This is a genomic window from Vibrio sp. DNB22_10_4 (genome assembly GCF_052879755.1).
The window spans coordinates 133,502-156,805 of sequence record NZ_JBNNXW010000008.1 but is presented as its reverse complement, the minus strand read 5'-3'; the positions used below and the strand labels follow the sequence as shown (position 1 = coordinate 156,805).

23 protein-coding genes are annotated in these 23,304 nt (G+C 45.7%); 11 read left to right on the top strand and 12 right to left on the bottom strand.

The features are described from left to right. Positions 1-36 precede the first annotated feature (36 nt). The 6 genes from ACVA6Q_RS17675 (at position 37) to dkgB (ending at position 7,092) form a co-directional block, all read left to right on the top strand. Complete coding sequence (locus ACVA6Q_RS17675) at positions 37-1,140, top strand: porin (RefSeq protein WP_446648367.1); 1,104 nt, start codon at positions 37-39, stop codon at positions 1,138-1,140. A gap of 190 nt (positions 1,141-1,330) precedes the next feature. Further along, positions 1,331-2,335 (top strand): LacI family DNA-binding transcriptional regulator, encoded by a 1,005-nt coding sequence (locus ACVA6Q_RS17670; RefSeq protein WP_446648366.1) that lies wholly within the window; start codon positions 1,331-1,333, stop codon positions 2,333-2,335. A 160-nt stretch (positions 2,336-2,495) separates the two neighbouring features. Beyond that, the gene (gene zwf / locus ACVA6Q_RS17665) at positions 2,496-3,998 is read left to right on the top strand and encodes a glucose-6-phosphate dehydrogenase (RefSeq protein WP_042499533.1); all 1,503 of its coding nucleotides are present in this window, start codon (positions 2,496-2,498) and stop codon (positions 3,996-3,998) included. Positions 3,999-4,093: 95 nt separating this feature from the next. Further along, positions 4,094-5,542: a decarboxylating NADP(+)-dependent phosphogluconate dehydrogenase gene (gnd, locus tag ACVA6Q_RS17660; RefSeq protein ID WP_446648365.1), complete on the top strand. Its 1,449-nt coding sequence runs from the start codon at positions 4,094-4,096 to the stop codon at positions 5,540-5,542. Positions 5,543-5,773: 231 nt separating this feature from the next. Then, entirely contained in the window at positions 5,774-6,133 is a 360-nt protein-coding gene (locus ACVA6Q_RS17655) for a hypothetical protein (RefSeq protein WP_353496441.1), read from the top strand. A 152-nt stretch (positions 6,134-6,285) separates the two neighbouring features. Next, positions 6,286-7,092, top strand: a complete 807-nt coding sequence (gene dkgB / locus ACVA6Q_RS17650; RefSeq protein ID WP_446648364.1) for a 2,5-didehydrogluconate reductase DkgB — start codon at positions 6,286-6,288, stop codon at positions 7,090-7,092. A gap of 74 nt (positions 7,093-7,166) precedes the next feature. On the opposite strand, the gene ACVA6Q_RS17645 is transcribed toward dkgB, so the two are convergent. The 4 genes from ACVA6Q_RS17645 to ACVA6Q_RS17630 all read right to left on the bottom strand — a co-directional run bounded on the left by ACVA6Q_RS17645 (position 7,167) and on the right by ACVA6Q_RS17630 (position 11,225). Further along, a complete protein-coding gene (locus ACVA6Q_RS17645) occupies positions 7,167-7,991 on the bottom strand; it encodes a sulfite exporter TauE/SafE family protein (RefSeq protein ID WP_446648363.1) in 825 nt (274 codons plus the stop codon). Positions 7,992-8,046: 55 nt separating this feature from the next. Further along, a complete protein-coding gene (locus ACVA6Q_RS17640; protein WP_446648410.1) occupies positions 8,047-9,075 on the bottom strand; it encodes a methionine synthase in 1,029 nt (342 codons plus the stop codon). A 25-nt stretch (positions 9,076-9,100) separates the two neighbouring features. Continuing rightward, the gene (locus tag ACVA6Q_RS17635) at positions 9,101-10,087 is read right to left on the bottom strand and encodes a DUF1852 domain-containing protein (protein WP_446648362.1); all 987 of its coding nucleotides are present in this window, start codon (positions 10,085-10,087) and stop codon (positions 9,101-9,103) included. Positions 10,088-10,316: 229 nt separating this feature from the next. After that, positions 10,317-11,225 carry a LysR family transcriptional regulator gene (locus ACVA6Q_RS17630; protein ID WP_446648361.1) on the bottom strand — a complete coding sequence of 303 codons (909 nt, stop codon included), beginning with the start codon at positions 11,223-11,225 and terminating at the stop codon, positions 10,317-10,319. Positions 11,226-11,367: 142 nt separating this feature from the next. Between ACVA6Q_RS17630 and ACVA6Q_RS17625 the strand changes: the two genes are divergently transcribed. Next, complete coding sequence (locus ACVA6Q_RS17625; RefSeq protein WP_446648360.1) at positions 11,368-12,135, top strand: hypothetical protein; 768 nt, start codon at positions 11,368-11,370, stop codon at positions 12,133-12,135. Positions 12,136-12,255: 120 nt separating this feature from the next. Here the strand turns inward: ACVA6Q_RS17625 and ACVA6Q_RS17620 are convergent, their stop codons facing one another. From ACVA6Q_RS17620 to ACVA6Q_RS17590, 7 genes are all read right to left on the bottom strand, one after another. Beyond that, the gene (locus ACVA6Q_RS17620; protein ID WP_038225812.1) at positions 12,256-12,603 is read right to left on the bottom strand and encodes a YajD family HNH nuclease; all 348 of its coding nucleotides are present in this window, start codon (positions 12,601-12,603) and stop codon (positions 12,256-12,258) included. A gap of 8 nt (positions 12,604-12,611) precedes the next feature. Further along, positions 12,612-13,220: a CDP-alcohol phosphatidyltransferase family protein gene (locus ACVA6Q_RS17615; protein ID WP_446648359.1), complete on the bottom strand. Its 609-nt coding sequence runs from the start codon at positions 13,218-13,220 to the stop codon at positions 12,612-12,614. Further along, entirely contained in the window at positions 13,213-13,860 is a 648-nt protein-coding gene (locus ACVA6Q_RS17610; protein WP_446648358.1) for an ATP-binding cassette domain-containing protein, read from the bottom strand. The genes ACVA6Q_RS17615 and ACVA6Q_RS17610 overlap by 8 nt, the downstream gene beginning before the upstream one ends. Then, the gene (locus ACVA6Q_RS17605; protein ID WP_446648357.1) at positions 13,826-15,532 is read right to left on the bottom strand and encodes an ABC transporter permease; all 1,707 of its coding nucleotides are present in this window, start codon (positions 15,530-15,532) and stop codon (positions 13,826-13,828) included. Before ACVA6Q_RS17605 ends, ACVA6Q_RS17610 begins: the two co-directional genes overlap by 35 nt. Positions 15,533-15,553: 21 nt before the next feature. Then, the gene (locus ACVA6Q_RS17600; protein ID WP_446648356.1) at positions 15,554-16,726 is read right to left on the bottom strand and encodes an ABC transporter substrate-binding protein; all 1,173 of its coding nucleotides are present in this window, start codon (positions 16,724-16,726) and stop codon (positions 15,554-15,556) included. Positions 16,727-16,996: 270 nt separating this feature from the next. Continuing rightward, positions 16,997-17,227 (bottom strand): hypothetical protein, encoded by a 231-nt coding sequence (locus tag ACVA6Q_RS17595; protein ID WP_446648355.1) that lies wholly within the window; start codon positions 17,225-17,227, stop codon positions 16,997-16,999. Positions 17,228-17,364: 137 nt separating this feature from the next. Then, the gene (locus tag ACVA6Q_RS17590) at positions 17,365-17,646 is read right to left on the bottom strand and encodes a hypothetical protein (protein ID WP_446648354.1); all 282 of its coding nucleotides are present in this window, start codon (positions 17,644-17,646) and stop codon (positions 17,365-17,367) included. A 264-nt stretch (positions 17,647-17,910) separates the two neighbouring features. On the opposite strand from ACVA6Q_RS17590, the gene ACVA6Q_RS17585 reads away from it, so the two are divergent. From ACVA6Q_RS17585 to rlmF, 4 genes are all read left to right on the top strand, one after another. Then, entirely contained in the window at positions 17,911-19,188 is a 1,278-nt protein-coding gene (locus ACVA6Q_RS17585) for a sensor domain-containing diguanylate cyclase (RefSeq protein WP_446648353.1), read from the top strand. Between the two features lie 262 nt (positions 19,189-19,450). Further along, the gene (locus tag ACVA6Q_RS17580; protein WP_446648409.1) at positions 19,451-20,623 is read left to right on the top strand and encodes a D-alanyl-D-alanine carboxypeptidase family protein; all 1,173 of its coding nucleotides are present in this window, start codon (positions 19,451-19,453) and stop codon (positions 20,621-20,623) included. Between the two features lie 170 nt (positions 20,624-20,793). Further along, on the top strand, positions 20,794-21,303 hold the full coding sequence (locus ACVA6Q_RS17575) for a M48 metallopeptidase family protein (RefSeq protein ID WP_353496424.1): 510 nt from the start codon (positions 20,794-20,796) through the stop codon (positions 21,301-21,303). After that, complete coding sequence (gene rlmF / locus ACVA6Q_RS17570) at positions 21,287-22,342, top strand: 23S rRNA (adenine(1618)-N(6))-methyltransferase RlmF (RefSeq protein ID WP_446648352.1); 1,056 nt, start codon at positions 21,287-21,289, stop codon at positions 22,340-22,342. The genes ACVA6Q_RS17575 and rlmF overlap by 17 nt, the downstream gene beginning before the upstream one ends. A 111-nt stretch (positions 22,343-22,453) precedes the next feature. On the opposite strand, the gene pilW is transcribed toward rlmF, so the two are convergent. Then, on the bottom strand, positions 22,454-23,179 hold the full coding sequence (gene pilW, locus ACVA6Q_RS17565) for a type IV pilus biogenesis/stability protein PilW (protein WP_446648351.1): 726 nt from the start codon (positions 23,177-23,179) through the stop codon (positions 22,454-22,456). Positions 23,180-23,304: the final 125 nt, after the last annotated feature.

Here is a 23,304-nt window from a genome sequence, read left to right as displayed (position 1 = left end):
ACGGAGGCTTTCTATTGCCTGTAAAGTAGGAAGCAAATGAAAAAGTCTGCATTAAATGTACTAGTGGTAACTGCACTTACTTCTGCCTCTGCAATGGCCGCACACACTTTTACCAATGAAAATGGTGACTCTTTAACTATTGACGGTCGTTTTGAAGTTCGCTACCAAAACAAAGCTCGCAATTTTGATGACACAGCTGGCGAGTATGAAGCTCGCAGTGACGAATTCAACAGTGGTAGTTCTCGTTTCGGGTTTAAAGGCGTTAAGCAACTTGAAAATGGCTGGCAAGGCTTTGGTCACGCAGAGTGGGGTTATAACTCTTCTTCGACTGCTAACGATATCTACAGCCGTCTTCTATACGCAGGCTTAGAACACGAAAAATGGGGTAAAATCGCGGCAGGTACTAAGCAGTGGAGTACTTTCTATGACGTGGCTTGGTATACCGACTTAGGTCGTACCTATGGTTCACGTGGTACTGGCTATTACAATCTAGCTGATTGGGGTATTGCTTCAGGCACAGGTCGTGCAGAAAACTCCATCACGTATCGTAACAACGTGGGTGGAGATTGGAAGTATGGCTTTACTTACCAAACAACACGTAACGATGTTGGTCTAGCTGGTATTGCAACTGCTACATTGAAAAACGGTATGGGCGCATCTACATCTTACTCGTTTGAAAATGGTCTAACGCTTGGTTTGGCGTATCACCAGAATGAACTTACCGATATCGAGAATGCGTCAAACATCAACGATGGTGACATCCAGCGTATCGCGTTGCTTGGTGCAAACTACTCACTAGGCGGTTTCTATGTTGGCGCGACATACAGCGAAGGCTCTAACTGGGAAGTAAATGACAACGCTGAGTTTTATGACTCGCGTGGTGCAGAGCTTTACACGTACTACCATTTCGAAAATGGTCTTCGTCCAACGCTTAACGTTAACTACCTAACTAGCAAAGATGACAACGGTAACGGCTACGAGCGTCAAACCATCATTCCAGGTCTAGAGTATCACTTTACAAAGAACACCTTCCTTCTTTGGGCTGAATACCAGTTTGACCAAGGTAATGATCAATACGTTCAAGACCACTACGATAACCGTGATAACCAGTTCTCCGCGGGTATCCGTTACTACTTCTAATGATTTGTTCCCACAACCTGCGGCAATTTGGGAACAGGTAATTGCTTTAGGTTGATGGGTACAACCCAATTTAGATGGTATCTAAGCATTAAAGCCTTACATTTAAACGATGTAAGGCTTTTCTGTTTATGCATACGTACCAGTTTATGCTACATTTAGCGCCATTGGCTCGGTGAATTAGACAAAATAAATGAATATTCCAAAACAGACGGTCACGTCAAAAGACGTCGCTAAACTTGCTGGGGTCTCTCAATCGACAGTATCCCGCGTCTTTGTCGAGGGAAGCTCTGTTTCAGAGAAGACCAAACAAAAGGTGTTTGAGGCAGCAAAAGCACTCAACTACCGCCCCAATGCGTTCGCGCGAAGTCTGACAACCAATCAGTCTAAACTTATCGGCTTAGTCTTCCCTGACGCTGATTATCCTATCCACATGAAGACGCTGCAGCTCATAAGTAGCGAGTTGCAAAAAATTGGTTACTCAGCAGTTCTAATTCCGTGGCAAGTTGATGATGAGAATCAGCATTCGATCCCAAATATTTTCCAATATCGAGTAGACGGTGTTATCGCGGCGTCAGCAACGTTCAATACTGCGCTTTATGAAGAGTGTGAAGAATTTAATATTCCTGTAGTGCAATATGCTCGTGTTGTCGAGGGCACGAAGAGTAGCTATGTCATTAGTGATAACTACTCTGCGGGACAAATTGCAGCCCACCGATTTGCAGATAGCAAGTTATCAGATGTAGCGTACCTGACAGGCGAGGTACCCACTTTGACAAACCAAGAGCGCGTCAATGGTTTTTGCGATGAGTTCCAATCGCTAACCGGCAAGATGCCAAAAGTCGTTGAAGCTAATTACGATTATGGTGGCGCGCTGGAAGAGATCCGTGCATTGCTTAAGAGTGGGGCAAAACCACAAGGCGTGTTCTGCGCAACAGACAACCTGGCCATGGCTTTTATGGACATCGCCCGTTTTGAGTTTGATTTGAAGATCCCTGAAGATGTTCAGGTGATTGGCTTTGATGATATTCCACAGGCGACTTGGCTAAGCTATGAGCTGTCGACCTTCCGCCAAGACTTCACTCGTCTCGCTAGAGAATCGGTAAAAATCATTTCAAATCAAATCAAAGAGAAGGACTCAAGCTTGGTTCGCTTGATGGTTCCAGTACGCTTTATTGAGCGAAATAGCACTAACTAGCCACGAACATTTCTAAACTGACTATAATAGTCGTGGTCAGACCTTATCATTTGAGTGAATTTGCCTATCCTTTGGATAGGCAAAACTTATTTTCTTTTTATCTAGCACGCTGTTAACATTGCGTCCGCTAAACAATTGCCCCATTGTCTAAGGAAAAAAGATGGTAATACCTGAAAACAGTAGCATCGTGATTTTTGGTGCTTCAGGCGACCTTACGTACCGTAAGTTGATCCCTGCTCTTTACCATTTGTACGCTAGCGACCAGCTACCAAAATCATTTGCAATTCTTGGTGTCAGCCGTACTCAGTACAGTGATGAGTCTTATCGCGAGAAGTTGAAAACTTCGTTGCAAGAGATGGAAAAGACCGAGCCAGAAACGCTCGACGCATTTTGTAACCATCTTCATTATCAAGCGATTGATACCTCAGATACCCAAGACTACGCGAAACTCGCAACCCGCCTTGATGACGTTGCTAACCAATACGGTTTTGAACAACGTAACACGCTATTCTATTTGGCGACGCCGCCAAGCCTTTACAGCATTATCCCTGCGAGCCTAGCCGCTCACGGCCTTAATGATGAAAGCCAAGGCTGGAAACGCCTTATTATCGAAAAGCCATTCGGCTACGACTTAGCGTCTGCACGTCAACTCGATAAAGAGATCCACGAGCACTTCCAAGAGCACCAAATCTATCGTATCGACCACTACCTTGGTAAAGAAACCGTTCAGAACCTACTTGTTCTGCGTTTCTCAAATGCGATGTTTGAACCACTTTGGAACCACCAGTACGTCGACTACGTCGAAATTACTGGCGCGGAATTCCTCGGTGTTGAAGAGCGTGGTGGCTATTACGATGGTTCTGGCGCGGTGCGCGATATGTTCCAAAACCACTTGCTACAAGTATTAGCGATGGTGGGTATGGAATCTCCGGCACAAATTAATGCTGACGCGATCCGTAACGAAGTGGTTAAAGTGCTGCAATGTCTGCGCCCACTATCTGATGACGATTTGCGAAACAACCTTGTATTGGGTCAATACACAGAATCAAACGTTCGCGGACAGTTCCTGCCAAGCTATCGTGATGAACATGGTGTAGCGGATGACTCGCGCACGGAAACCTACGTTGGTTTGAAGATGTTTATCGACAACTGGCGTTGGAATGGCGTGCCTTTTTATGTGCGCACAGGTAAACGTTTGCCAACACGTGTGACTGAAGTCGTGATTCACTTTAAACAAACACCACACCCGGTGTTTGGCAAAGATGCACCAGAGAATAAGTTGATCATTCGTATTCAACCGGATGAAGGCATTCAAATGAGCTTTGGCTTAAAAGAGCCAGGCGCAGGTTTCAATGCCAAAGAAGTGAAGATGAACTTCCACTACGCGTCATTGCAAGAAACACAAATGCTTACAGCATACGAACGTCTTCTTCTTGATGCGCTAAATGGTGATGCTACGCTGTTCGCTCGAAGTGATGCGGTTGAGGCATGTTGGGAGTTTGTACAACCAATTCTGGACTTCAAACAAGATCCACAAGCGCTCTTTGGCTATGCATGTGGTACTTGGGGTCCTAAAGAGTGTGATCAGCTGCTTCACAACGACGGTCGCGCATGGCGCTTCCCTTGTAAGAACCTGACAGACACAGATTACTGCGAACTGTAATCAACGAATTATGTCGCGCTAGGAGAGCTGCACAACTTGGCGCGACCAAAAATTTCAAAGCAGCAAGTTAAGTTGCCGAATTGATGGAGAGAATGATGAAAGGTGATATTGGTGTAATTGGTCTGGCGGTAATGGGTCAGAACCTTATCCTAAACATGAATGACCATGGCTTTAAAGTTGTGGCTCACAACCGTACTGCTGCAAAAGTTGACGAGTTCCTAGAAGGCCCAGCGAAAGGCACGAACATTGTTGGCGCTTACTCACTAGAAGAGCTAGTTGAGAAGCTAGAAACACCACGTAAAGTGATGCTAATGGTACGTGCTGGTGACGTTGTCGATAAGTTCATCGAAGCACTAGTACCCCTACTAGACAAAGGCGACATCATCATTGATGGCGGTAACACAAACTACCCAGATACGAACCGTCGCGTTGCTGAGTGTCGTGAGAAAGGCATTCACTTCATTGGTACAGGTGTTTCTGGTGGTGAAGAAGGCGCTCGTTTTGGCCCTTCAATCATGCCAGGTGGCGCGGCTGAAGCTTGGGAAGCGGTTAAGCCTATCTTCCAAGGTATCTCTGCAAAAACTGACGCTGGTGAGCCTTGCTGTGACTGGGTTGGTAACGATGGTGCAGGTCACTTCGTTAAAATGGTACACAACGGTATCGAATACGGTGACATGCAGCTGATCACTGAAGCGTACCAGTTCATGAAAGATGGTCTAGGCATGTCTGCTGACGAAATGCAGGCTGTATTCGCAGATTGGAACAAGACAGAACTAGACAGCTACTTAGTAGAAATCACTGCTGATATCCTTGGTTACAAAGATGAAGACGGTGAGCCACTAGTAGAGAAAATCCTTGATACTGCCGGCCAAAAAGGCACAGGTAAATGGACAGGTATCAACGCACTAGACCTAGGTATTCCACTAACGCTTATCTCTGAGTCTGTTTTCTCTCGCTGTCTGTCTGCTCTTAAAGACCAACGCGTTGAAGCTGAGTCTCTATTCGGTAAGACAATCACACCAGTAGAAGGTGACAAGCAAGAGTGGGTTGATGCACTTCGTCAAGCACTACTAGCATCAAAGATCATCTCTTACGCTCAAGGTTTCATGCTAATGCGTGAAGCGTCAAACGAGAATGGTTGGGATCTAAACTACGGCAACGTAGCACTAATGTGGCGTGGTGGTTGTATCATCCGCAGCGCGTTCCTAGGTAACATCCGTGATGCATACGAAGCGAACCCAGATATCGCGTTCCTAGGTTCTGATGAGTACTTCAAAAACATCCTGAAAGGCAGCCTAGCGGCATGGCGTAAAGTAGCAGCGAAATCTCTTGAAGCGGGCATCCCAATGCCATGTACGATTTCGGCACTGTCTTTCCTAGACGGCTACACAACAGCGCGTTTGCCAGCGAACTTGCTTCAAGCTCAACGTGACTACTTCGGTGCTCACACTTACGAGCGTACTGACCGTCCACGTGGTGAGTTCTTCCACACTAACTGGACTGGTACAGGCGGCGATACAGCGTCTACAACTTACGACGTGTAATCCGTTCGACATCTAGAACAACGAATATTAAGCCTCGCTATTTAGCGAGGCTTTTTTTCGTCCAATGGCAAGAAACAGAAGCAGGTCACAGGATTCTCGCATCACTGCGAGACCTATTCGAAAATAAGATACCTTCTAACGCACGACAAAGGTGACCGTCTGTCATAATGGAACGACTTTCATAGATAACATTGGACAGTTATCAAAAGGACTACTTAAGAAGGAAACGCCATGAGCTCATATCTCAATATTCTCTCTGCTGACGCTGCGTTATTTGACATAGTGACGCAGGCTCCACAACTTACTGACGTTGACCTTATTGAGCTTCCACCTCTAGATGGTAAGCCAAGTGTTGCTTACTTTGGGCCAAAACTAGATAACCACTCGATCTTAGAGCGATTGTCAAAGCAGGCGAGCGACAAGGATATTTACTATCGATATACAGATACTCATCAACAAGGTGCAGACAGCGCATTAGTTCACTATCGCAATGGGATCACGCGGGTATTACTTAAGTTTTCAAGTGATAATGGGGATTCACGGCGTTATCAAAATGAGTTGATTGCTGAAACGCATCAGCTAAGCCTGTAGACCTTTTATCAGCACTTCTCTCATTTACAGTATGAGATTAAGTAAGAGGGACTTTTGCAAATATGACAAAAGACATTTGTGACTTTGGTAATAAATTGTCATCCGGCAACTTGGTAGACTGAATGGATAACAATCAAAACTAAGGAGAAATCATGTCCCTTTCAATTCCAACGCTTGGTGCTGGTACATTTCGTTTGAAAGGCGAGGATGCCTACAATTCGGTAAAAATGGCGTTAGAGGCGGGATATCGTCACATTGATACCGCGCAGATCTACGGTAACGAAAAAGAAGTAGGTCAGGCTATTGCGGATTCGGGTATTGCGCGTGAAGAGCTGTATGTCACCACCAAAATCTGGATGGACAAGCTGGGGAAAGCGTCTTTCATTCCAAGCCTTGATGAGAGTCTAAAAGACTTGCAGCTAGAACAGGTTGATTTGCTATTGATCCACTGGCCTCTAAAAGACGATGCAGTCCCAATGGAAGAGTATCTACAGGAACTTAAACACGCGCAGGATACGGGTCTTGCTCGTCATATTGGCGTATCTAACTTTACCGTCGTGCAAATGCAGCAGGCGATTGCTATTTTAGGCGAGGGCGTTCTCTACACCAACCAAGTTGAGGTTCACCCTTATCTGCAGAACCGTCAGGTTGTCGATTTTTGTCAGCAGCACAGTCTCATCGTAACCGGCTATATGCCATTTGCATACGGTGACGTACTAAAGGACGGCTCAATTAAACACATTGCAGAGAAACATCAGTCGACACCTGCACAAGTTGTGTTAGCGTGGATGGCGAAATCGGGCTTCGTGACCATTCCATCATCGACTAAGAAGGCTAACATCGAGAGCAATCTTGGCTACGTGGATGTGATGCTAACCGATGAAGATATGGAGACCATTGCCCATCTCGATCGAGGTCATCGTTTGGCAAACCCAGATTTCGCACCAGATTGGGACTAGATTTGGTGAGTTAGCTGCGAAGGATGAAAGAAAAACGTCAGGTATTTGCCTGACGTTTTTTATGACCGCCGTACCTACAAAAGCAATTGCACTAGCATACGTACACCGGTAATTAGCAGTACGATAGCAAACACTTTTTTGAGCTTATTTGCGTCCAGTTTCGTGGCTAGAGAAGCCCCTATGGGTGCAAACAAGACTGTCAGAGGCACAATGCATAGGAACGCCAATAGGTTGACAAGACCAAATGTCCCTACCGGGGCGTCGGCAGGTGATTGACCTAAAATAAGCATAGTGACAGCGCCAGGTAGAGAAATAATTAATCCGATAGCAGCTGCTGTGCCAACGGCTTTGTGAGCGGGGTAATTGTAAAGTGTCAGAAGCGGAACGGATATAGTGCCACCACCGATGCCAACCATTGAGCTAAAAAAGCCGACAGAAGTGCCCATAGCCACTTGTCCGCCTTTACCGGGTAATGATTGAAACATCGCTGACTTACCCGTTCGAAATAGCATATTAAGAGCAGACATGCTTGCTATTGCACCAAATAATGCGCTGAGCCACGTGCCGTTCATGCGCGTCACCAGCCAGCTTCCAGCCAAAACCCCAATAAAAATAAACATCGCCCAGTGCTTTAAAAGATCGAAGTCGACATTGTCTTTTCGCTTGTGGGAGCGGATAGAACTGATTGAAGTTGGAATAATCGTGGCCAAAGAGGTCGCTGTTGCAACGACCATCGCGGATTCTGGCGATACACCAAAACTCTGAAAAATGAAGAACAAGACGGGTACGATAACGATGCCTCCGCCCACCCCTAACAATCCCGCTAAGACGCCTGCAAATGCGCCCGTTGCAATTAGAGCTATAAGTGTCGAAATATTGTTGCTTAGAAACTCAATCATATTCAAAAATCGATAACGTTAAAATGATTACAAATAAAAACCAACAAACGAGATGTTAAGCGCAGAGCTCTTTTCGGACTATTTCAGCGCCAGCTGCTAAAGCCTGTAGCTTGTTTCTTGCCACATCTCTTGAAAGAGGCGCCATGCCACAGTTGGTGCAAGGCAATAGCTTATCGGCATCAACATACTTTAGCGCTTCGCGAATCGTTGCCGCGACTTCTTCGGGCGTTTCAATGTTATTCGTGGCCACATCAATGGCACCGACCATCACTTTTTTGCCTTTTAGGAGTTCAAGGACTTCAAATGGCACTCGACCGTTATGACACTCTAAAGAGATAATATCGATAGTCGATTTTTGGAGCGCTGGAAATGTTCTTTCATAGTGGCGCCATTCTGTGCCTAGTGTTTTTTTCCAATCCGTGTTGGCTTTGATTCCATAGCCATAGCAGATGTGAACCGCAGTTTCGCATTTTAAGCCTTCACAGGCTTTTTCTAGTGCTTGTATGCCCCAATCATTAACCTCATCGAGAAAGACATTAAAAGCCGGCTCATCAAACTGAATTATATTAACGCCAGCGGCTTCCAGCTCTTTGGCCTCTTCGTTTAGCGCTTTGGCAAACTCAAAAGCAAGCGTTCTACGATCTTGGTAATAATCATCATAAAGTGTGTCCACCATTGTCATCGGCCCAGGCAAAGCCCACTTTATCGGTTGATCTGTCTGTGTGCGCAAAAACTTGGCATCGTCTACAAAGACCGGCTTTTGGCGGCTCACGGAGCCGACAACGCCAGGCACACTGGCATCGTATCGGTCACGGATTCTCACTGTTTTCTTGTTTTCAAAATCAACACCACTCAAATTTTCAATAAAGGTGGTGACGAAGTGCTGGCGGCTTTGCTCACCATCACTGACAATATCAATGCCTGATGCTTCTTGCTCTTGCAGGGTGATGCGCAGCGCATCTTGTTTACCGGTAATCAGCTCGTCTCCCTCTAACTTCCAAGGTGACCAAAGCGTTTCAGGTTCAGCCAACCAAGTTGGTTTTGGTAGGCTTCCGGCGGTTGAGGTTGGGAATAGTTTTTTCATCATCAATTCTTTCTATACCTTAAAGTTAGAGTGCAGGCTCAGCAAAGTTGGCCACCCATTTTTCTAGAGTCAGTTGGTGCCTTTGAATAAAGTGCTCTTCACACCACTTACCTTGCTCAACAGCTAGGCGATTACGTTCCCCTCGGTCGTAAACCACTTGTGTTAAGGAGCAATCTAGGTTTTTAAGGCTCGGCTTGTACACTTCGCCCGCAACGGCATTTGAGTTATAGATCTCTGGGCGATATATTTTCTGGAAGGTTTCCATGGTGCTCAGCGTGCTGATCAATTCGAGCGTGCTGTAGTCATTCAACAAATCACCAAAGAAGAAGAACGCATACGGAGCGACACTGTTTGGCGGCATGAAATAGCGCACATCCATGCCCATTGTTTTGAAGTATTGCTCTGTCAATGAAGACTCATTGGGCTTGTACTCAACACCAAGAACAGGATGTTGATTACTCGTGCGATGATAGGTTTTGTTGTCTGATACACTCAAACAAATCACGGGGGGCTTACTGAAGTTTTCTTTGTAAGCGCTGGAGCTTATAAAGTCTTGGAACATTTTGCCGTGTAATTCACCATAATTAGCGGGTACAGAAAAGTGATCTTGACCTTGGTTGTGGTTGCGCAATACCACACTGAAATCGTAGTCACGGATGTAGGAAGAAAAGTTATTCCCCACAATACCTTCAATGCGTTTATTCGTATGGTTATCGACAATGTAGGTTTTTAACACCTCGATAGTGGGAAAGGTTTCACCATTACCCTCAACGTCAATATCGACGTGCACAATATCAAGCTCAACGGAATAACGGTTTTTATTTGGGTTGTCCCAATGTGCCAGACTGTTGAAACAGTTATTAATCATGTTGATTGCTTTACGAAGGTTTTCTTGGCGAGCTTCCCCGCGAGCCAAGTTAGCAAAGTTTGTCGTAAGACGTGTATCGCTCGATGGTGAATAGTGTTCATCAAATCGAACAGATTGAATGGAATAAATGAAATCGCTACTCATAATTGCCTAATACCCAAAGTTGATAAAAGCTTGAAAAAATGTCTTGGGTCAATACTAGGTTGAATTAACTATGATGAATATTGATTTAATTTTATTAATCCATGAGTGTTGCTCATGGATTGGCGCGGGTAGTGGTGGTGACCAGTTAGAAAAATGGCGCACCTTAACGTGTTAGAAGACTTTAATGTGCGCCATTGAGAGGGATTAGTGGTAGACGATGGGTATTAACTTATTTATCTATTTTGCCCGTCGGATGGTTATAACTGCGCGCCGTTTTTATGAAGGCGGTAAGGTAGTCGATGTTGCTGTCGCCTTCACGACGGCCTAAATAAATCTGTTTGGCGATACCATTTTCCCCTAAGCGAACAACCGACAATGGCAGTTTTTTGCAATACTCTTCTGCGAGCCAGCGCGGTAGTGCCGCTACTCCGCGCCCACATGCAACCATCTGCAACATGATATCGGTTGTTTCAACGGTTTTGTGTTGTTTCGGGACAACTTGAGCCGGGTTAAGGAACTGAGCGTAAACATCAAGGCGATCTTTTTCGACTGGGTAGGTAAATAATACTTGGTCACGCAGATCTTCAGCTGTCGCATACGGAAGGGAAGTTAACGTGTGATCAGTGGGCACAACAAGCACTTGTTCGTAATCAAATACGGGTTCAAAAACTAGGCCAGACTTGTAGTACGGATCCGGAGTTACCAGAAGGTCAATTTCATAATCCAATAACGCGCCAACGCCACCGAATTGGAATTTCTGTATGACATCGACATCTACGTCTGACCACGTCTCTAAGAAAGGCGATACTACTTTGAGAAGCCACTGATAGCAGGGGTGGCACTCCATACCAATCCTCAATGTGCCTCGTTCGCCCAAAGCGATTTGTTTGAGTCGTTCTTCAGCACTTACTAAGAGAGGAAGTGCGCGATTGGCAATGTTGAGGAGGTATTGGCCGGCTTGGGTCAGTCTTAGGCTTCTCCCATCACGTACCCAAACTTCTGTCCCGAGATTGGCTTCCAGTTTACGCATTGTATGACTTAATGCGGACTGTGTGACACAGAGTTCTTTTGCAGCGGCAGTCAGTGAGCCGTGCTGATGGACGGCATGAATAATTTTAAGATGAATACGTTCTAGCATATTTTATTATGAATAAAAGTAATCGATTGTTTATATTATATCACTTTTGATCATCTGAAAACTGCTCTAGTCTGTCCGTTAATCGAATGGCTTACTTTAACGGACAAGCTTTCAAGGAAAGTGATTTCTAGGACAGAGAATTATGAACAATGAAACTACAGAGCTCCCCATTGCGCGTCACTTAGTCAGTGTGACGGATATTGTGCCATTGAATAAGCACACCTACTTAATTGAACTTCTCGCGCCAAAGGAAACATCGCTAGACTACCGAGCGGGGCAATACTTGAAGCTTGAACTTGATGTGAACCAAGATGATAAACCGCTATGGCTTTCTTACACCATCTCCAGCCGGCTAGATCCTGAACAGCCAAATCGGGTGTGCTTGATTATACAATGTACTAGCGAGTTCTCAGGTAAAGTTATTGACTGTTTGGCTGCACTGAAAACTAACCAAAAGCCAGTAAGCATCATGCTGGCTATGGGAAAAGCGTTTCTACAGACCAAACTCGACACGCCTCATCTGCTGGTGGCGGCGGGTTCAGGAATATCGAAAATTAAATGTATAACCGAAGAAATTTTACATAAAAGTCCCGAAACACCTATTGATATCTATTGGACTAATCGCAGCCGCGAGGACTTCTTCCTTTTAGAACTGTTTCATGATTGGGCAGCGCAATATAAAAATTTGAGATTCACCGAGATTTTAGAATCTGCACAGTTAGGCTGGACGGGAAGGGTGGGCTTTCTCTATGAAGTGATACAACAAGATTTTTCAGATCTTAAAGATGCCAGTGTTTATTTGTGTGGCTCGGAAAAAATGGTTTACGGCACAATTGACCAGCTTAAATCTAACGGCTTGGAAGAGGCGAGTTGTTATTCAGACGTATTTGAATTTGCACCGAGACTTTAGTACGAAGAATAGGGGAGCAACAAAGGCGGAATGAATAGATTTGGATAGAGCCTATTTACTACAAAGGTCATGACGAAAAGAAAGAGGACTGCGCCTCTTTCTTTTTGTTTACATGAGCCACTACTTCTTCTTCATCATATTCGCAAGATCGGCAAATGGATTGTGCGTCGCCGCCTGATGATTGTCCTCTCCCGGTTTCACCTCACTACCGTACAAATCGTGTTCGGTGTACTTTGAATGCTCGTGATCATGACAGTAAAGGCACAGCAACTCCCAGTTGCTGCCGTCTTCAGGGTTGTTAGTATGATCGTGATCTTTGTGGTGAACAGTTAGTTCTCGTAGATTGGAGTACACAAACTCGCGCGCGCAACTGCCACATACCCAAGGGTAGAGCTTGAGCGCTTTTTCTCGGTAGTCACTCTCTTTGCGTGCATAAGCGGCACTGGTACCAAAATAGTCAGAAGACATGATGTTCCTTACTCTTTTAACGTATGAAAGCCAGAATAAATACGTGTAAACGTGGTAAACCAACAGGCAATGCCAAACACAATTGCTATTGGGGCAAAGTACTGCGGAAGCAGGCAAAGTAGCACGAAACAACCAATCGTTTCTGTGCCTTCGGTCAAACCACTCATGTAATAGAGCGATTTGTGTTGATAGACTGGGTTCTCAATGCCACGTTTGCCTGCCATGACGGCAAAGGCTAAAAAGCTGGTGCCAGTCCCGATAAAAGAAAAAATCAAAAATGCACCCGCTACGGCATTGTGTTCCGGGTCAGCCACCACAAAACCAAAGGGGATCAATGAATAGAACAGAAAATCTAAGCTGATATCTAAAAATCCACCTGCATCGGTAATTCCTTGTATTCGAGCCAGCGCACCGTCCAGTCCATCACAGATCCGGTTTAGCAAAATACACACCAAAGCAAGATCGTAATGAGCATAGGCAAGAGCGGGGAAGGCTAGGCAACCTAATGCGAAACCAAATAAGGTGGTTTGATTGGCTGTCACTCCTGCTCGGTCGAGCAGTTTGGCGGATTGAGCCAGTGGCCAGCGAATAACTTTGATACTCAGTCGATCAAGCATGTGCATTCTCCCATGGCCATGTCAGTACCTGGCTACCCGGAGGGATGTCATCTTCATCATGAGTCACCATCAGAGTGGGGATATTCGCATTCGAAAGCTGTTCCATCACCCAATCACGAAATTGCATGCGCAGCTCTTTGTCGAGCTTGCTAAAGGGTTCGTCGAGTAGCGCTACTTTGGGTTTTGCTAGTAGCATACGAGTTAAACTGATGCGTGCTCTTTGTCCACCGGAGAGCTGCTCGGGGTAATGATTGGCTACGGTTGAAAGACGAACCTTATCGAGCGCTTCAAGCGCCTGCTGTTTGCGCAACTCACCCTTAACGTTATTGGGCAGCGCAAAAGCGAGATTTTCCCACACGTTTAAATGTGGAAACAGTAAGTCATCTTGAAACAGGATGCCAACGTGTCGCTTGTGGGGAGCGATGGTATCGATACGCTCATCATCAAGATAGACGTTGCCAGTGTAGGTAAAGTCGGGCGCTAGATGACCCGCGACCACATCGAGCAGTGTCGACTTACCACAACCACTCGGTCCCATAAGAGTGAGTATTTCACCGGGGTTGATGGTGAAGTGACAATCAGAAAACAGCACCTCGCCATCGCGCTTACGGATGGTGAGGTTTTCTAGCAAGAGTGTCATTCAATAACAATCCTTTTATTTTAATTCGACGATAGCGAGTGTGATAGCGATTAACAATAACCGCGAGAGTGAAAAAGAGTAGCGGCAATAGTGCTTGGAACAGCGCATAGATGGCGGTGACTCGCCTATCAAAGCCACTCGATAAGGCAACCGCTTCGGTGGTGACTGTGGCAATTCTGCCTGCACCGAGAATAAGAGTGGGTAAATACTGCGCCAAAGAGACACTGATACCGATAGCCCAAGCAAAAACCATTGCAGGTAACAGCTGCGGTAATTTTACATGTAGCCAAGTGTGTATCGGGCTTTTGCCGAGACTCAAAGAGAGCTGAGTAAACTTATCGTTGTAGCCACGCCATGGCCCATCTAAGGCTAGATAAACGTATGGAAAGGCGAAAAATACGTGCGACCAACATACCCACAATAGATAGTGCCCATCACTTAGCATTAACGTCGCCACTTGTAGCCCAAACAAAATACTGAGCTGAGGGACAAGCATCGGAATAGCAATGACATAGCCTGGCACTTGAAGGCGATACTTAATCCGGTATTCGTGACCAATGACTGCAAGCAGTAGCGCGATGGTCGCAGATATAAGTGCGATAGTAAGACTTTGTGTCATCACTGACGTCATACCTTCCCACTCATACTCCCAGAAACGTAATGTATATCGAGAGGGAAATAGATCAGGAAAGCGCCAGCGTTGGGCAAATGTCCACAAAACAGTGAGTGGCAGCATAGCGGCGACAACGGTAATCAGTGCAATGAATAGCCACTTCCCTGGCAGACGAATTGTGGTGCGTCCCGAATATTGCCAGCGATTGGCGAAGTTGATTGTACCAAACTCAATGCCACGAGCGACACCAATCAATATTGATGCTATCGCAAACAACACGACTGCCCCGGCGCTCGCGCGTGGTAGCAACTCAAGGTCCGGATCGTTAAACCACTGCCAAACCAAAACAGCAAATGTCGGCGGATTGGTTGGCCCAATGATCAACGCCACATCTACGACCGATAAGCTATAGGCAATCACAGCGAGCATTGGGAAACGTAGTTTGTTGAACCATTGAGGTAGAATGACTTTCCACCAAGCAGCGGACTGTGAATAGCCGAGTGACATTGCGATCTTTAAAGATTCGTTGACTTTGAGTTGGCGTAAAATGGGAATACTCATCAGCAGTAGGAAAGGGATTTCTTTCATCGCCGACATGAGTGTTAGTCCTATACCGTAAGGGTCTTTAACCAGCCAGACCATCTCTTCAATACTGTTTGTCGACTCGATGCCCAATAGCTCCACTAACGCTCTCACGCCAAATCCTGTTGGGGAAAATAGAAACGCGAAACCAATAGCAAAGGCGACATGTGGAAGAGCCAGAAGAGGCGATAACGTTAACTCAATTTTATTCCACCAGCGACTGTTCCAACTGCTGGCAAGGATGGCAAAGCAGATAAGGCAAGCGAGATAACTACTTACAAGTGCGGTGCCAATGGTTAGCATGATGGATGTTTTGACGCCTTGCCAAGCGAAGACTTGTTCAAATCCTTCAAGGGAGAACTGAGTCATACTTAGCGGGGGGATGTACCCAAGCGAAGCTACTACCACTCCAAGAAGCCCAGGAATGGTAGGGAGAATGCAGACAACAACCAATGTGGCGTACAACAGTCTTAGCATAATTTAAGGCTCAATCTCCGGTTAGCTGCCGTAGCGCTTGAGCCATTCTTGCTCGAGTGCGCTTTGCCAGCTCGGATGAGGCTCTGCCACAGACTTAAATTGTTGAGTCTTGGCTGCACTTCCTTTTAGATATTGTTTATTCAGCACCGAAGGATCGCCCCAAATATTGATGTCACCTTTACGAGACTGTGCTTCTGGACTCAATAAGAAGTTAATCGCCACCAACGCCCCTTCTTTGGCATTAGCATTCCAAGGTATCGCAAGGAAATGGATGTTGGATAGCGCGCCGCTTTCCATTGCATAAGCACTTGTCGTATCGCTTAGATTCCCGCTAGCTTGAGCGGAAAAAACAGCGTTAGGGTTAAATGTGAGCGCAAGATCTAACTGACCATCATCAAGCAATTGAATGGTTTCTGCTGTGCCTGCAGGGAACTGCTTACCACCGCGCCAAGCGACTTTATGAAATTCGTCTAGATAGTTCCAAAGCGGCTGGGTGACAATCTCGAAATCCGCCTCTGAAACCGGCTTAGCCAAGGATGGATCGTTGTCGGTGAGCTCGATTAACAGCGATTTTAGAAAACTGGTGCCATGAAACTCAGGTGGTTTAGGGTAGCTTAGCTTGTTCGGAAATGCCTTAGCATAATTGAGCATTTCGGAATAAGACACTGGTGGGTTATTCAGGCTTTGCGTGTCGTGGATGAAAACCAGCTGGCCGACACCCCAAGGGGCTTCCAACCCTTCAGTCGGTTCAGAGAAATCGCTATCGACAGGGAGAGATTTGTCTACGTACTGCCAGTTTGGTAGCGTGGACACGAATGGGCCGTAAAGTAAGGCATTATCTTTCATAGATTTAAAGTTTTCGCCGTTAATCCACACCATATCGACACTGCCACCGTCGCTCTTACCGGCTGCTTTTTCCGCTAATAAACGTGAACCCGTTTCTGAGATATCGGTAACTTTGACGTGATTGAAGTCTACGCCATATTGAGCCTTTAGTTCTTTGCCTGCCCACTGAAGGTAGCGGTTGATTTCTTGGCTTCCTCCCCAAGCGTGGAAGTACACGGATTGACCTTCCGCTTGCTTGACGATGTTTTCCCAAGACTTTTCTTCAGCGAAAGCGCTGGATGTGCTGAGCGCTGCGGCAATTAACGCGGCGGAAGAAACCACTGAAGTGTTGAACATAGAATTTTTCATGCTGGTGTCCGTATCTTTATAGTGTGTGGCTAACCTTGCCAAAAAATGGAACAAACCATTTAGGTGTAAGTAAATGATAGTAAAGGTTAGAGCACGTTTATCAATACCCTTTGCTCGAACAATAGGGCTATCACAAAATTAGATTCAACGAACGAGACCGTTACATGACATGCAAAATTTCAAGATTTGTTAAAAAACATTTATAACAACAAGTAGCAAGGCTTTTGTAATGACTTGTCGCTGGGAAACAATGAGATGGCACTCGGTGACCTATTGCCAATGATGGTGTAAAAGGCGTTCGACTCGCGTTTTTGAACAAGTACGATAAGAACGTACTAAATGTCCGCCTTCATAAACATCAACGCGGGCGTAGTCACACTCCTGCACCTCTATCTCGGATGAAAGCTCGTCGAGTAGCATGCTGAGTTGATAAAACTCAAGGCTGGCTTGACAGAGTGGTGAGCGGCTCTCCCCGGAATAAAGTTTGACCTTAGTTGACATACTCTGTGCTCCTTGCCTTGATTCAATGAGACGAAACTGGTTTTGGCGTTACCGAACTTGGTACGATGAAGCCGAAATACAAGACCAGAGCTAGAGAGAAAAAATTTCAGTGGATAGTATCTGATGTGTCGGAGTGATTATTTCTCGACAATTCCATTGCGCACGAGGCTGCGTCTTACGCTAGTGCATAGCTTAGTGAAGCGGCGAAACTGCTCAAAGTTTGGTGCTATGCCGCGCACCAATGCACTCTCCCAATAACTGACATCAGTTTCCACCAACTCCAATAACTTTTTAGGGCACCCAATACAGGTATTGTTGGGTCCACAAACGAAGGTGTCTTGATCATACAAAGGCAGTTCATCTTTGACTTGTTGAATCAGCAGTTGTGTCGCTTCTGCTAGGGTTGGTTTGCGACTCATACGGAGTAACCGAGAAGAAATGAGAGCGACATCATAGGCGATCGACACTGATGAAAATATTCTCCTTTGGAGTTAAAGCTAACTGTTGTTTGAGATTGTCTCAATTTTGAGTATTTAATTAATAACGGCTTTGTTGAGTGGGAGAAGCTTTTGAAACTGATGCAATATGTAATGGAATAAAGATGAGGAGCTGCACGATTGTCGTTTCGGAAAGCGCAATTCGGCCACTATGATTGCAGTCCACGAGCGGTAAGGAGGGAGCCTATGGACAAGCCTATTGCGAGACTTGATGAGTCTATATCGCGTTTGTTCGACGTAACGCCGATTCCAACCGCCATTACCTGCCCAAAAGGCCGTTTACTCTATACCAACCCCGCACTTTGCCAATTTCTTGGTTATTCACGCAATGAATTAATGTCTAACGATGTGGTGATGACTCACCCTGATGATTTAGCGCTTAATCAGCGCATTCGTAGCCAATTGAGTCGAGAGCCTTTCACTCCAATACAGATTGAGAAACGTTATCGCCACAAACAAGGCTACACTCTTATTGCTCAGCTCAACATTGCTGCTGATGTTAATGAAGTCGGAAGGGTGCATCATTTTGTGTCTCAGATCGTTGATATGACAGCGATGAGGAAATCTCATGCGGCGGAGCTACTATTAAACCATATGGTTAAAAAGTGCTCAGATGCAATCTATGTTGCTGAAATGGAATATGGCCACATTCTCAATTGTAACGAGCTTGCGTATAAGAGACTCGGTTACAGCAAGGAAGAGTTGCTTCAACTATCAGTGATTGATATTAACCCTCGATTTAGCAAAGAGACGACGTGGAGTGAGCATGTTCGTCGAATGAAGCTCCACGGAGAGGCGTGCATTGAGACGACACACAGACGTAAGGATGGAAAGGAGATCCCTGTTGAAGCCAACGTGAATATGGTTGAATTTGATGGACAACAGTACTTCTTAGCCATAGTGCGTGATATTTCTGAGCGAAAAGAGAAAGAGCTCAAAGCCATTGAAGCACAAAACCTTGACCCATTAACGAGTCTACCTAATCGGCGATTATTGGAATCTCAACTCAAGCAGTTAGCGGGTGAGTGCCGTAAAAAGGGCGAGAAAATAGCCTTCATGTATGTAGATATTGATAACTTTAAATCTTTAAACGATCAGCATGGTCATGTAGTGGGTGATAAAATACTGACCGAGTTCGCTAAGCGATTGCAAGACTTTACTCGGCAATCCGACTTGGTTGGCCGTTTAGGTGGTGATGAGTTTCTAATTGTATTACCCGGATTGAACAGTCGCGAACATGTGTTGAGTATTGCCCAACACATCCTGCAAGTTACTTCACATCCAATTGATGCTGGCGAGTCTGAGTCGATTTCTATCAATGTTAGCTTGGGTGCAACCCTTTGTGATAGCCAAGGGCTCAATCGTGTCCGGGCGGTGAGTGTCGCCGATAAAGCGATGTACGTCGCCAAAACACACCAAGGTTCCGCCTGTCACTTTTTCGATCTAGATGATCACACGATCTAGAGCAAGACTCGATTTAAACCAGACTGAATCAAGACCACGTTCTCCTTTAATTGCGCTTTATTTCTGAGATGCAGAATTTCTTACAAAAAAACTAAGCCAAGTTGCCGTTTTTATTCTAATTTGTGGGTAGAGGTTATCAATTTTTTGCTTCGCTTCCTGCTGTATTCTTAAGTCACCAATTTGGCGGCGAGGCTTGACCTTTCAAGCCAGCAGAGACGGCGAAGTACTCACACTATAAGGAGTCCGTGAGATGAGAAAACCAATGTCTGTTTTGCTTGCGTCGTTAGTGCTTTGCTCATCGGCGACGGCTTTCGCGTTGGTCACACCGAACCCACCTTCATTGAATGCCAAAGGCTATGTCCTAATGGACTATCAGTCGGGAGAGATCATTGTTGGAGGCAATCAAGATGCTGCACTTGCACCAGCGAGCTTAACCAAGCTGATGACGGCTTATGTCGTCGGCATGGAGATAGCATCTGGTCGCACAGCATGGGATAGCAAGGTTGCCGTTAGTGAAAATGCTTGGTCGGTTAAGTTTCCAGACTCTTCAAAGATGTTCATTAAGCCAGGTGATGATGTAACGGTTGCCGATTTGATGCGAGGGTTGATTGTTCAGTCGGGTAACGATGCAGCGGTTGCCTTAGCAGAGCATATTGCTGGGACTGAAAATGGCTTTGTGGCACTGATGAATCAGTGGGCTATTAACTTAGGAATGAATAGTTCTCAGTTTATCAACGCACACGGTTTGGATGGACAAGGCATTCACACCACCCCGCAAGATATGGCGATATTGATGAGGCGTATTATCGAGGATGTGCCAGAGGTCTATAAGATCTACTCCGAGAAGCGATTTGTATGGGCAGACATTAAGCAGTACAACCGAAATAGATTGCTTTGGGACAACTCACTCAATGTGGATGGTGGGAAAACCGGTTATACCTCCGAAGCAGGATACAGTTTGGTCAGCTCTGCAACCCAAGGACAAATGCGACTTATCTCGGTAGTGATGGGTACCCCAAGCGCTCAGACTCGTGTAGAAGCATCAAGGCAGTTGCTTAACTACGGTTTCCGCTTCTATGAGACTGACCAGCTCGCAGAATCGGATGCGACTGAAGTGACGGCAAAAGTCTGGAAGGGAGCAAGTAGTGCGATTCCTTTAGGCTTTGAACAAGACGTCTACGCCACCTACCTTCGAGGGAATAGCCGTAGCGTTTCTAAGGAGGTCGAGGTATTCGCCCCTCTAATCGCGCCAATCAATCAAGGAGACATTATCGGCAGTGTCACTTGGAAAGTAGGTAACGATGACATTGCCACGGAACCTTTAGTCGCTAAATCGACGGTGGAACAAGGCTCTATCTTCAAGCGTGTGTGGGATACGGTTGTTCTTTGGTTCAAGTCGCTATTCACTGATGCTAAGGATCTTTGGGAGCAGTAGTCCAGACAAATAGGACGTAAGCATTATAAAGTCCGTCATCCCCGCGCAGGCGGGGATCTATTCGCAGCGTGTTTCGACATTAATGTTCGTGACCAATTACATATGTTCTTTATTTCAACTCTTAGCCTCGCTAGAATAGCGCGCTCTTTGATAGCAACACCGCAATGGTTATGAGCCCATATCTCAAGTACATCTCAGGTTATCCTCAACACCTTGTCGAGCAGATCGATGGTATGGTGTCGTCGGGGCGTTTTATTCAATGGTTTGAAAACCGCTTTCCACAACGTCATCAAATTAAGAGCGAAAAAGCACTGTTCGATTACACTATGGACATTAAGCAGCGTTACATGAAAAAAACGCCGCCTATCTCGAAAGTCATTTGGGACAATAAGATCCATCTCATCAACAATGCGCTTGGTCTGCATACCTATATCTCTCGCGCACATGGTGGCAAACTTAAAGCAAAGAACGAGATCCGCATCGCGAGCGTGTTTAAAGATGCACCAGAGCCTCTGCTGCGTATGCTGGTGGTTCATGAACTCGCCCACATCAAAGAAAAGAACCACGATAAAGCGTTTTATCAACTATGTTGTCATATGGAACCTGACTACCATCAGCTTGAGTTCGATGCGCGCCTTTTTATGATCTATAAAGAACTTCTCAATGACTCGTCAAAATAAATCTAACCAACGACCTCGTAAGCAAGATAAGTCCTCGACAATGGTTGTCGACAAGCGAAGTGCGAGTGGGCTTCATGCAAACAACAAACACCAAGGCCGTTATGACTTTAAGCATCTGATTGAAGCGGAACCTGAATTGGCAGACCATGTTGTGAGAAATCCACATGGTGATATGAGCATTGTGTTTTCAAACTCTGAGTCAGTAAAAGTGCTCAATCGGGCTCTGTTAAAAGCGTATTACGGATTAAGTCACTGGGATATTCCAAATGGATATTTGTGTCCACCAATCCCAGGACGCGCAGACTACATTCACCGACTCAACGAATGGCTCCAATACGACCTAATGCAAGAACGTCCAGCAAGGGCACGGCTTAAAGTGACAGCTTTGGACATAGGCGTTGGCGCAAACTGTATTTATCCGATTGTTGGTGCGACGCAATACCACTGGAACTGGGTAGGAAGCGATGTCGATGAAGGCTCGCTAAAAAGCGCAAAAAACAATGTCACACTCAATGATAAACTGACGAGAAAAATTGAGTTAAGGCACCAAAGCCACAGTGAACATATTTTCGAAGGCGTGATTCAACATGGCGATGTGTTCGTCGCGACAACCTGTAATCCTCCATTCCATAAATCAGCGGAAGATGCCCAGAAGGGGACTGAGCGCAAGAATGCCAATCTAGCGAAAAATAGAGAACAGCGTGGCGATCTGTCTCAGGAAAAGAGTCAGCCAGCTAAAAAGAGTGAAGGGCTCAATTTTGGCGGCCAGAATGCGGAGCTTTGGTGTCCAGGTGGTGAGGAAGCATTTGTTCTGAATATGGCAAACGAGAGTAAGAAGTTCGCACATCAAGTAATTTGGTTCTCGACTCTTCTTTCTAAGAAGGACAATATTCGTCCATTACAAAAACGCCTAGAAAAGTTGGGTGCGACACATGTCCTGATCCAAGAAATGGCTCAAGGGCAGAAGAAAAGCCGCTTTTTGGCATGGTCGTTTATGAGTCACGAGCAACGTCTGGCTGTGAGTGGGCATTTGTTGTAAGTCGCTATTCATGGATGCTATTGGTTACATAAGGCAGCGTCATCCTCGTGAAAGCGAGGATCGTTGTCAGCGAGTGTTGTCCTCAGTTTGTGCGAGCCAACTCCACGCCCGTTAACTATCATTTGTTAAGTCATCTAACAGCGCTTGATATTTCTCAGCCATAACCACATTCCCAACCTTTCGCTCTAAATTACGAAGCACGGTCAAGCTCGGTTTTTGAAATCCAAATCTATGATGGAACTTTAAAAGTCTCGCGCGCGCTTTGCTGTAATCGCCGGCATTAACTTCAATGGCTGCAAGCTGAATAGTCGCGTTGGGTCGATAAGGGTCATGCTCTAGTGATTTCTCAAAAAACCTTCTTGCTTCATTTGACCGTTCTGCTTTGAGGGCACACAAGCCCGCGTTCTCATAACTTTCGGCGATTTGGTAGTAATTTGGCTGCTCTGTGGCTGCGACTAGCATTGTTTCAGCTAGATCGTATTTACCGCGTTTACAAAGGAAAGTACCGTAGTTGTGGTAGACTTCGCCATTACTTGGCGCGACTTGTAGCGCGGTTTGATAAGTATCGCTGGCTTGTTCAAACTGACCTACAGCCTCGAAATAATAAGCCATAGAAAGGTGAGTTCGGTAGTATTTAGGAGCGAACTCGAGCGCTTTTTCGAAGTCTTGTTTGGCACGGCTGTATTGCTCTCTTTTCATGTACGCAAGCCCAAGTTCAATGCGCGTTTCGGCGGCATCCATTGGGGCTGCTGCCACCTTAGACTCTTCACTAACAGTCACGCACCCTGATGTAAACAAAATAAAAAGCGTAGATAGTATTGCCAAACTGAGTTTCATTCGTTTCTAGCTCATAAATTGATAGTTGTGATTATTCTAAAAGCGGGGCTGAACTCTCGGGGAGGTAAAGGTATGTTGCTGCGACACACAGCACAAACTCTGATCTCTGAATGACATAATTGCTT

What these genes read in the sequence shown, in the direction of transcription:
- ACVA6Q_RS17675 (WP_446648367.1), top strand. Translation starts at nt 37, where the DNA reads ATGAAAAAGTCTGCATTAAATGTACTAGTGGTAACTGCACTTACTTCT.
- ACVA6Q_RS17670 (WP_446648366.1), top strand. Translation starts at nt 1,331, where the DNA reads ATGAATATTCCAAAACAGACGGTCACGTCAAAAGACGTCGCTAAACTT.
- zwf (WP_042499533.1), top strand. Translation starts at nt 2,496, where the DNA reads ATGGTAATACCTGAAAACAGTAGCATCGTGATTTTTGGTGCTTCAGGC.
- gnd (WP_446648365.1), top strand. Translation starts at nt 4,094, where the DNA reads ATGAAAGGTGATATTGGTGTAATTGGTCTGGCGGTAATGGGTCAGAAC.
- ACVA6Q_RS17655 (WP_353496441.1), top strand. Translation starts at nt 5,774, where the DNA reads ATGAGCTCATATCTCAATATTCTCTCTGCTGACGCTGCGTTATTTGAC.
- dkgB (WP_446648364.1), top strand. Translation starts at nt 6,286, where the DNA reads ATGTCCCTTTCAATTCCAACGCTTGGTGCTGGTACATTTCGTTTGAAA.
- ACVA6Q_RS17645 (WP_446648363.1), bottom strand. Translation starts at nt 7,991, where the DNA reads ATGATTGAGTTTCTAAGCAACAATATTTCGACACTTATAGCTCTAATT.
- ACVA6Q_RS17640 (WP_446648410.1), bottom strand. Translation starts at nt 9,075, where the DNA reads ATGAAAAAACTATTCCCAACCTCAACCGCCGGAAGCCTACCAAAACCA.
- ACVA6Q_RS17635 (WP_446648362.1), bottom strand. Translation starts at nt 10,087, where the DNA reads ATGAGTAGCGATTTCATTTATTCCATTCAATCTGTTCGATTTGATGAA.
- ACVA6Q_RS17630 (WP_446648361.1), bottom strand. Translation starts at nt 11,225, where the DNA reads ATGCTAGAACGTATTCATCTTAAAATTATTCATGCCGTCCATCAGCAC.
- ACVA6Q_RS17625 (WP_446648360.1), top strand. Translation starts at nt 11,368, where the DNA reads ATGAACAATGAAACTACAGAGCTCCCCATTGCGCGTCACTTAGTCAGT.
- ACVA6Q_RS17620 (WP_038225812.1), bottom strand. Translation starts at nt 12,603, where the DNA reads ATGTCTTCTGACTATTTTGGTACCAGTGCCGCTTATGCACGCAAAGAG.
- ACVA6Q_RS17615 (WP_446648359.1), bottom strand. Translation starts at nt 13,220, where the DNA reads ATGCTTGATCGACTGAGTATCAAAGTTATTCGCTGGCCACTGGCTCAA.
- ACVA6Q_RS17610 (WP_446648358.1), bottom strand. Translation starts at nt 13,860, where the DNA reads ATGACACTCTTGCTAGAAAACCTCACCATCCGTAAGCGCGATGGCGAG.
- ACVA6Q_RS17605 (WP_446648357.1), bottom strand. Translation starts at nt 15,532, where the DNA reads ATGCTAAGACTGTTGTACGCCACATTGGTTGTTGTCTGCATTCTCCCT.
- ACVA6Q_RS17600 (WP_446648356.1), bottom strand. Translation starts at nt 16,726, where the DNA reads ATGAAAAATTCTATGTTCAACACTTCAGTGGTTTCTTCCGCCGCGTTA.
- ACVA6Q_RS17595 (WP_446648355.1), bottom strand. Translation starts at nt 17,227, where the DNA reads ATGTCAACTAAGGTCAAACTTTATTCCGGGGAGAGCCGCTCACCACTC.
- ACVA6Q_RS17590 (WP_446648354.1), bottom strand. Translation starts at nt 17,646, where the DNA reads ATGAGTCGCAAACCAACCCTAGCAGAAGCGACACAACTGCTGATTCAA.
- ACVA6Q_RS17585 (WP_446648353.1), top strand. Translation starts at nt 17,911, where the DNA reads ATGGACAAGCCTATTGCGAGACTTGATGAGTCTATATCGCGTTTGTTC.
- ACVA6Q_RS17580 (WP_446648409.1), top strand. Translation starts at nt 19,451, where the DNA reads ATGTCTGTTTTGCTTGCGTCGTTAGTGCTTTGCTCATCGGCGACGGCT.
- ACVA6Q_RS17575 (WP_353496424.1), top strand. Translation starts at nt 20,794, where the DNA reads ATGAGCCCATATCTCAAGTACATCTCAGGTTATCCTCAACACCTTGTC.
- rlmF (WP_446648352.1), top strand. Translation starts at nt 21,287, where the DNA reads ATGACTCGTCAAAATAAATCTAACCAACGACCTCGTAAGCAAGATAAG.
- pilW (WP_446648351.1), bottom strand. Translation starts at nt 23,179, where the DNA reads ATGAAACTCAGTTTGGCAATACTATCTACGCTTTTTATTTTGTTTACA.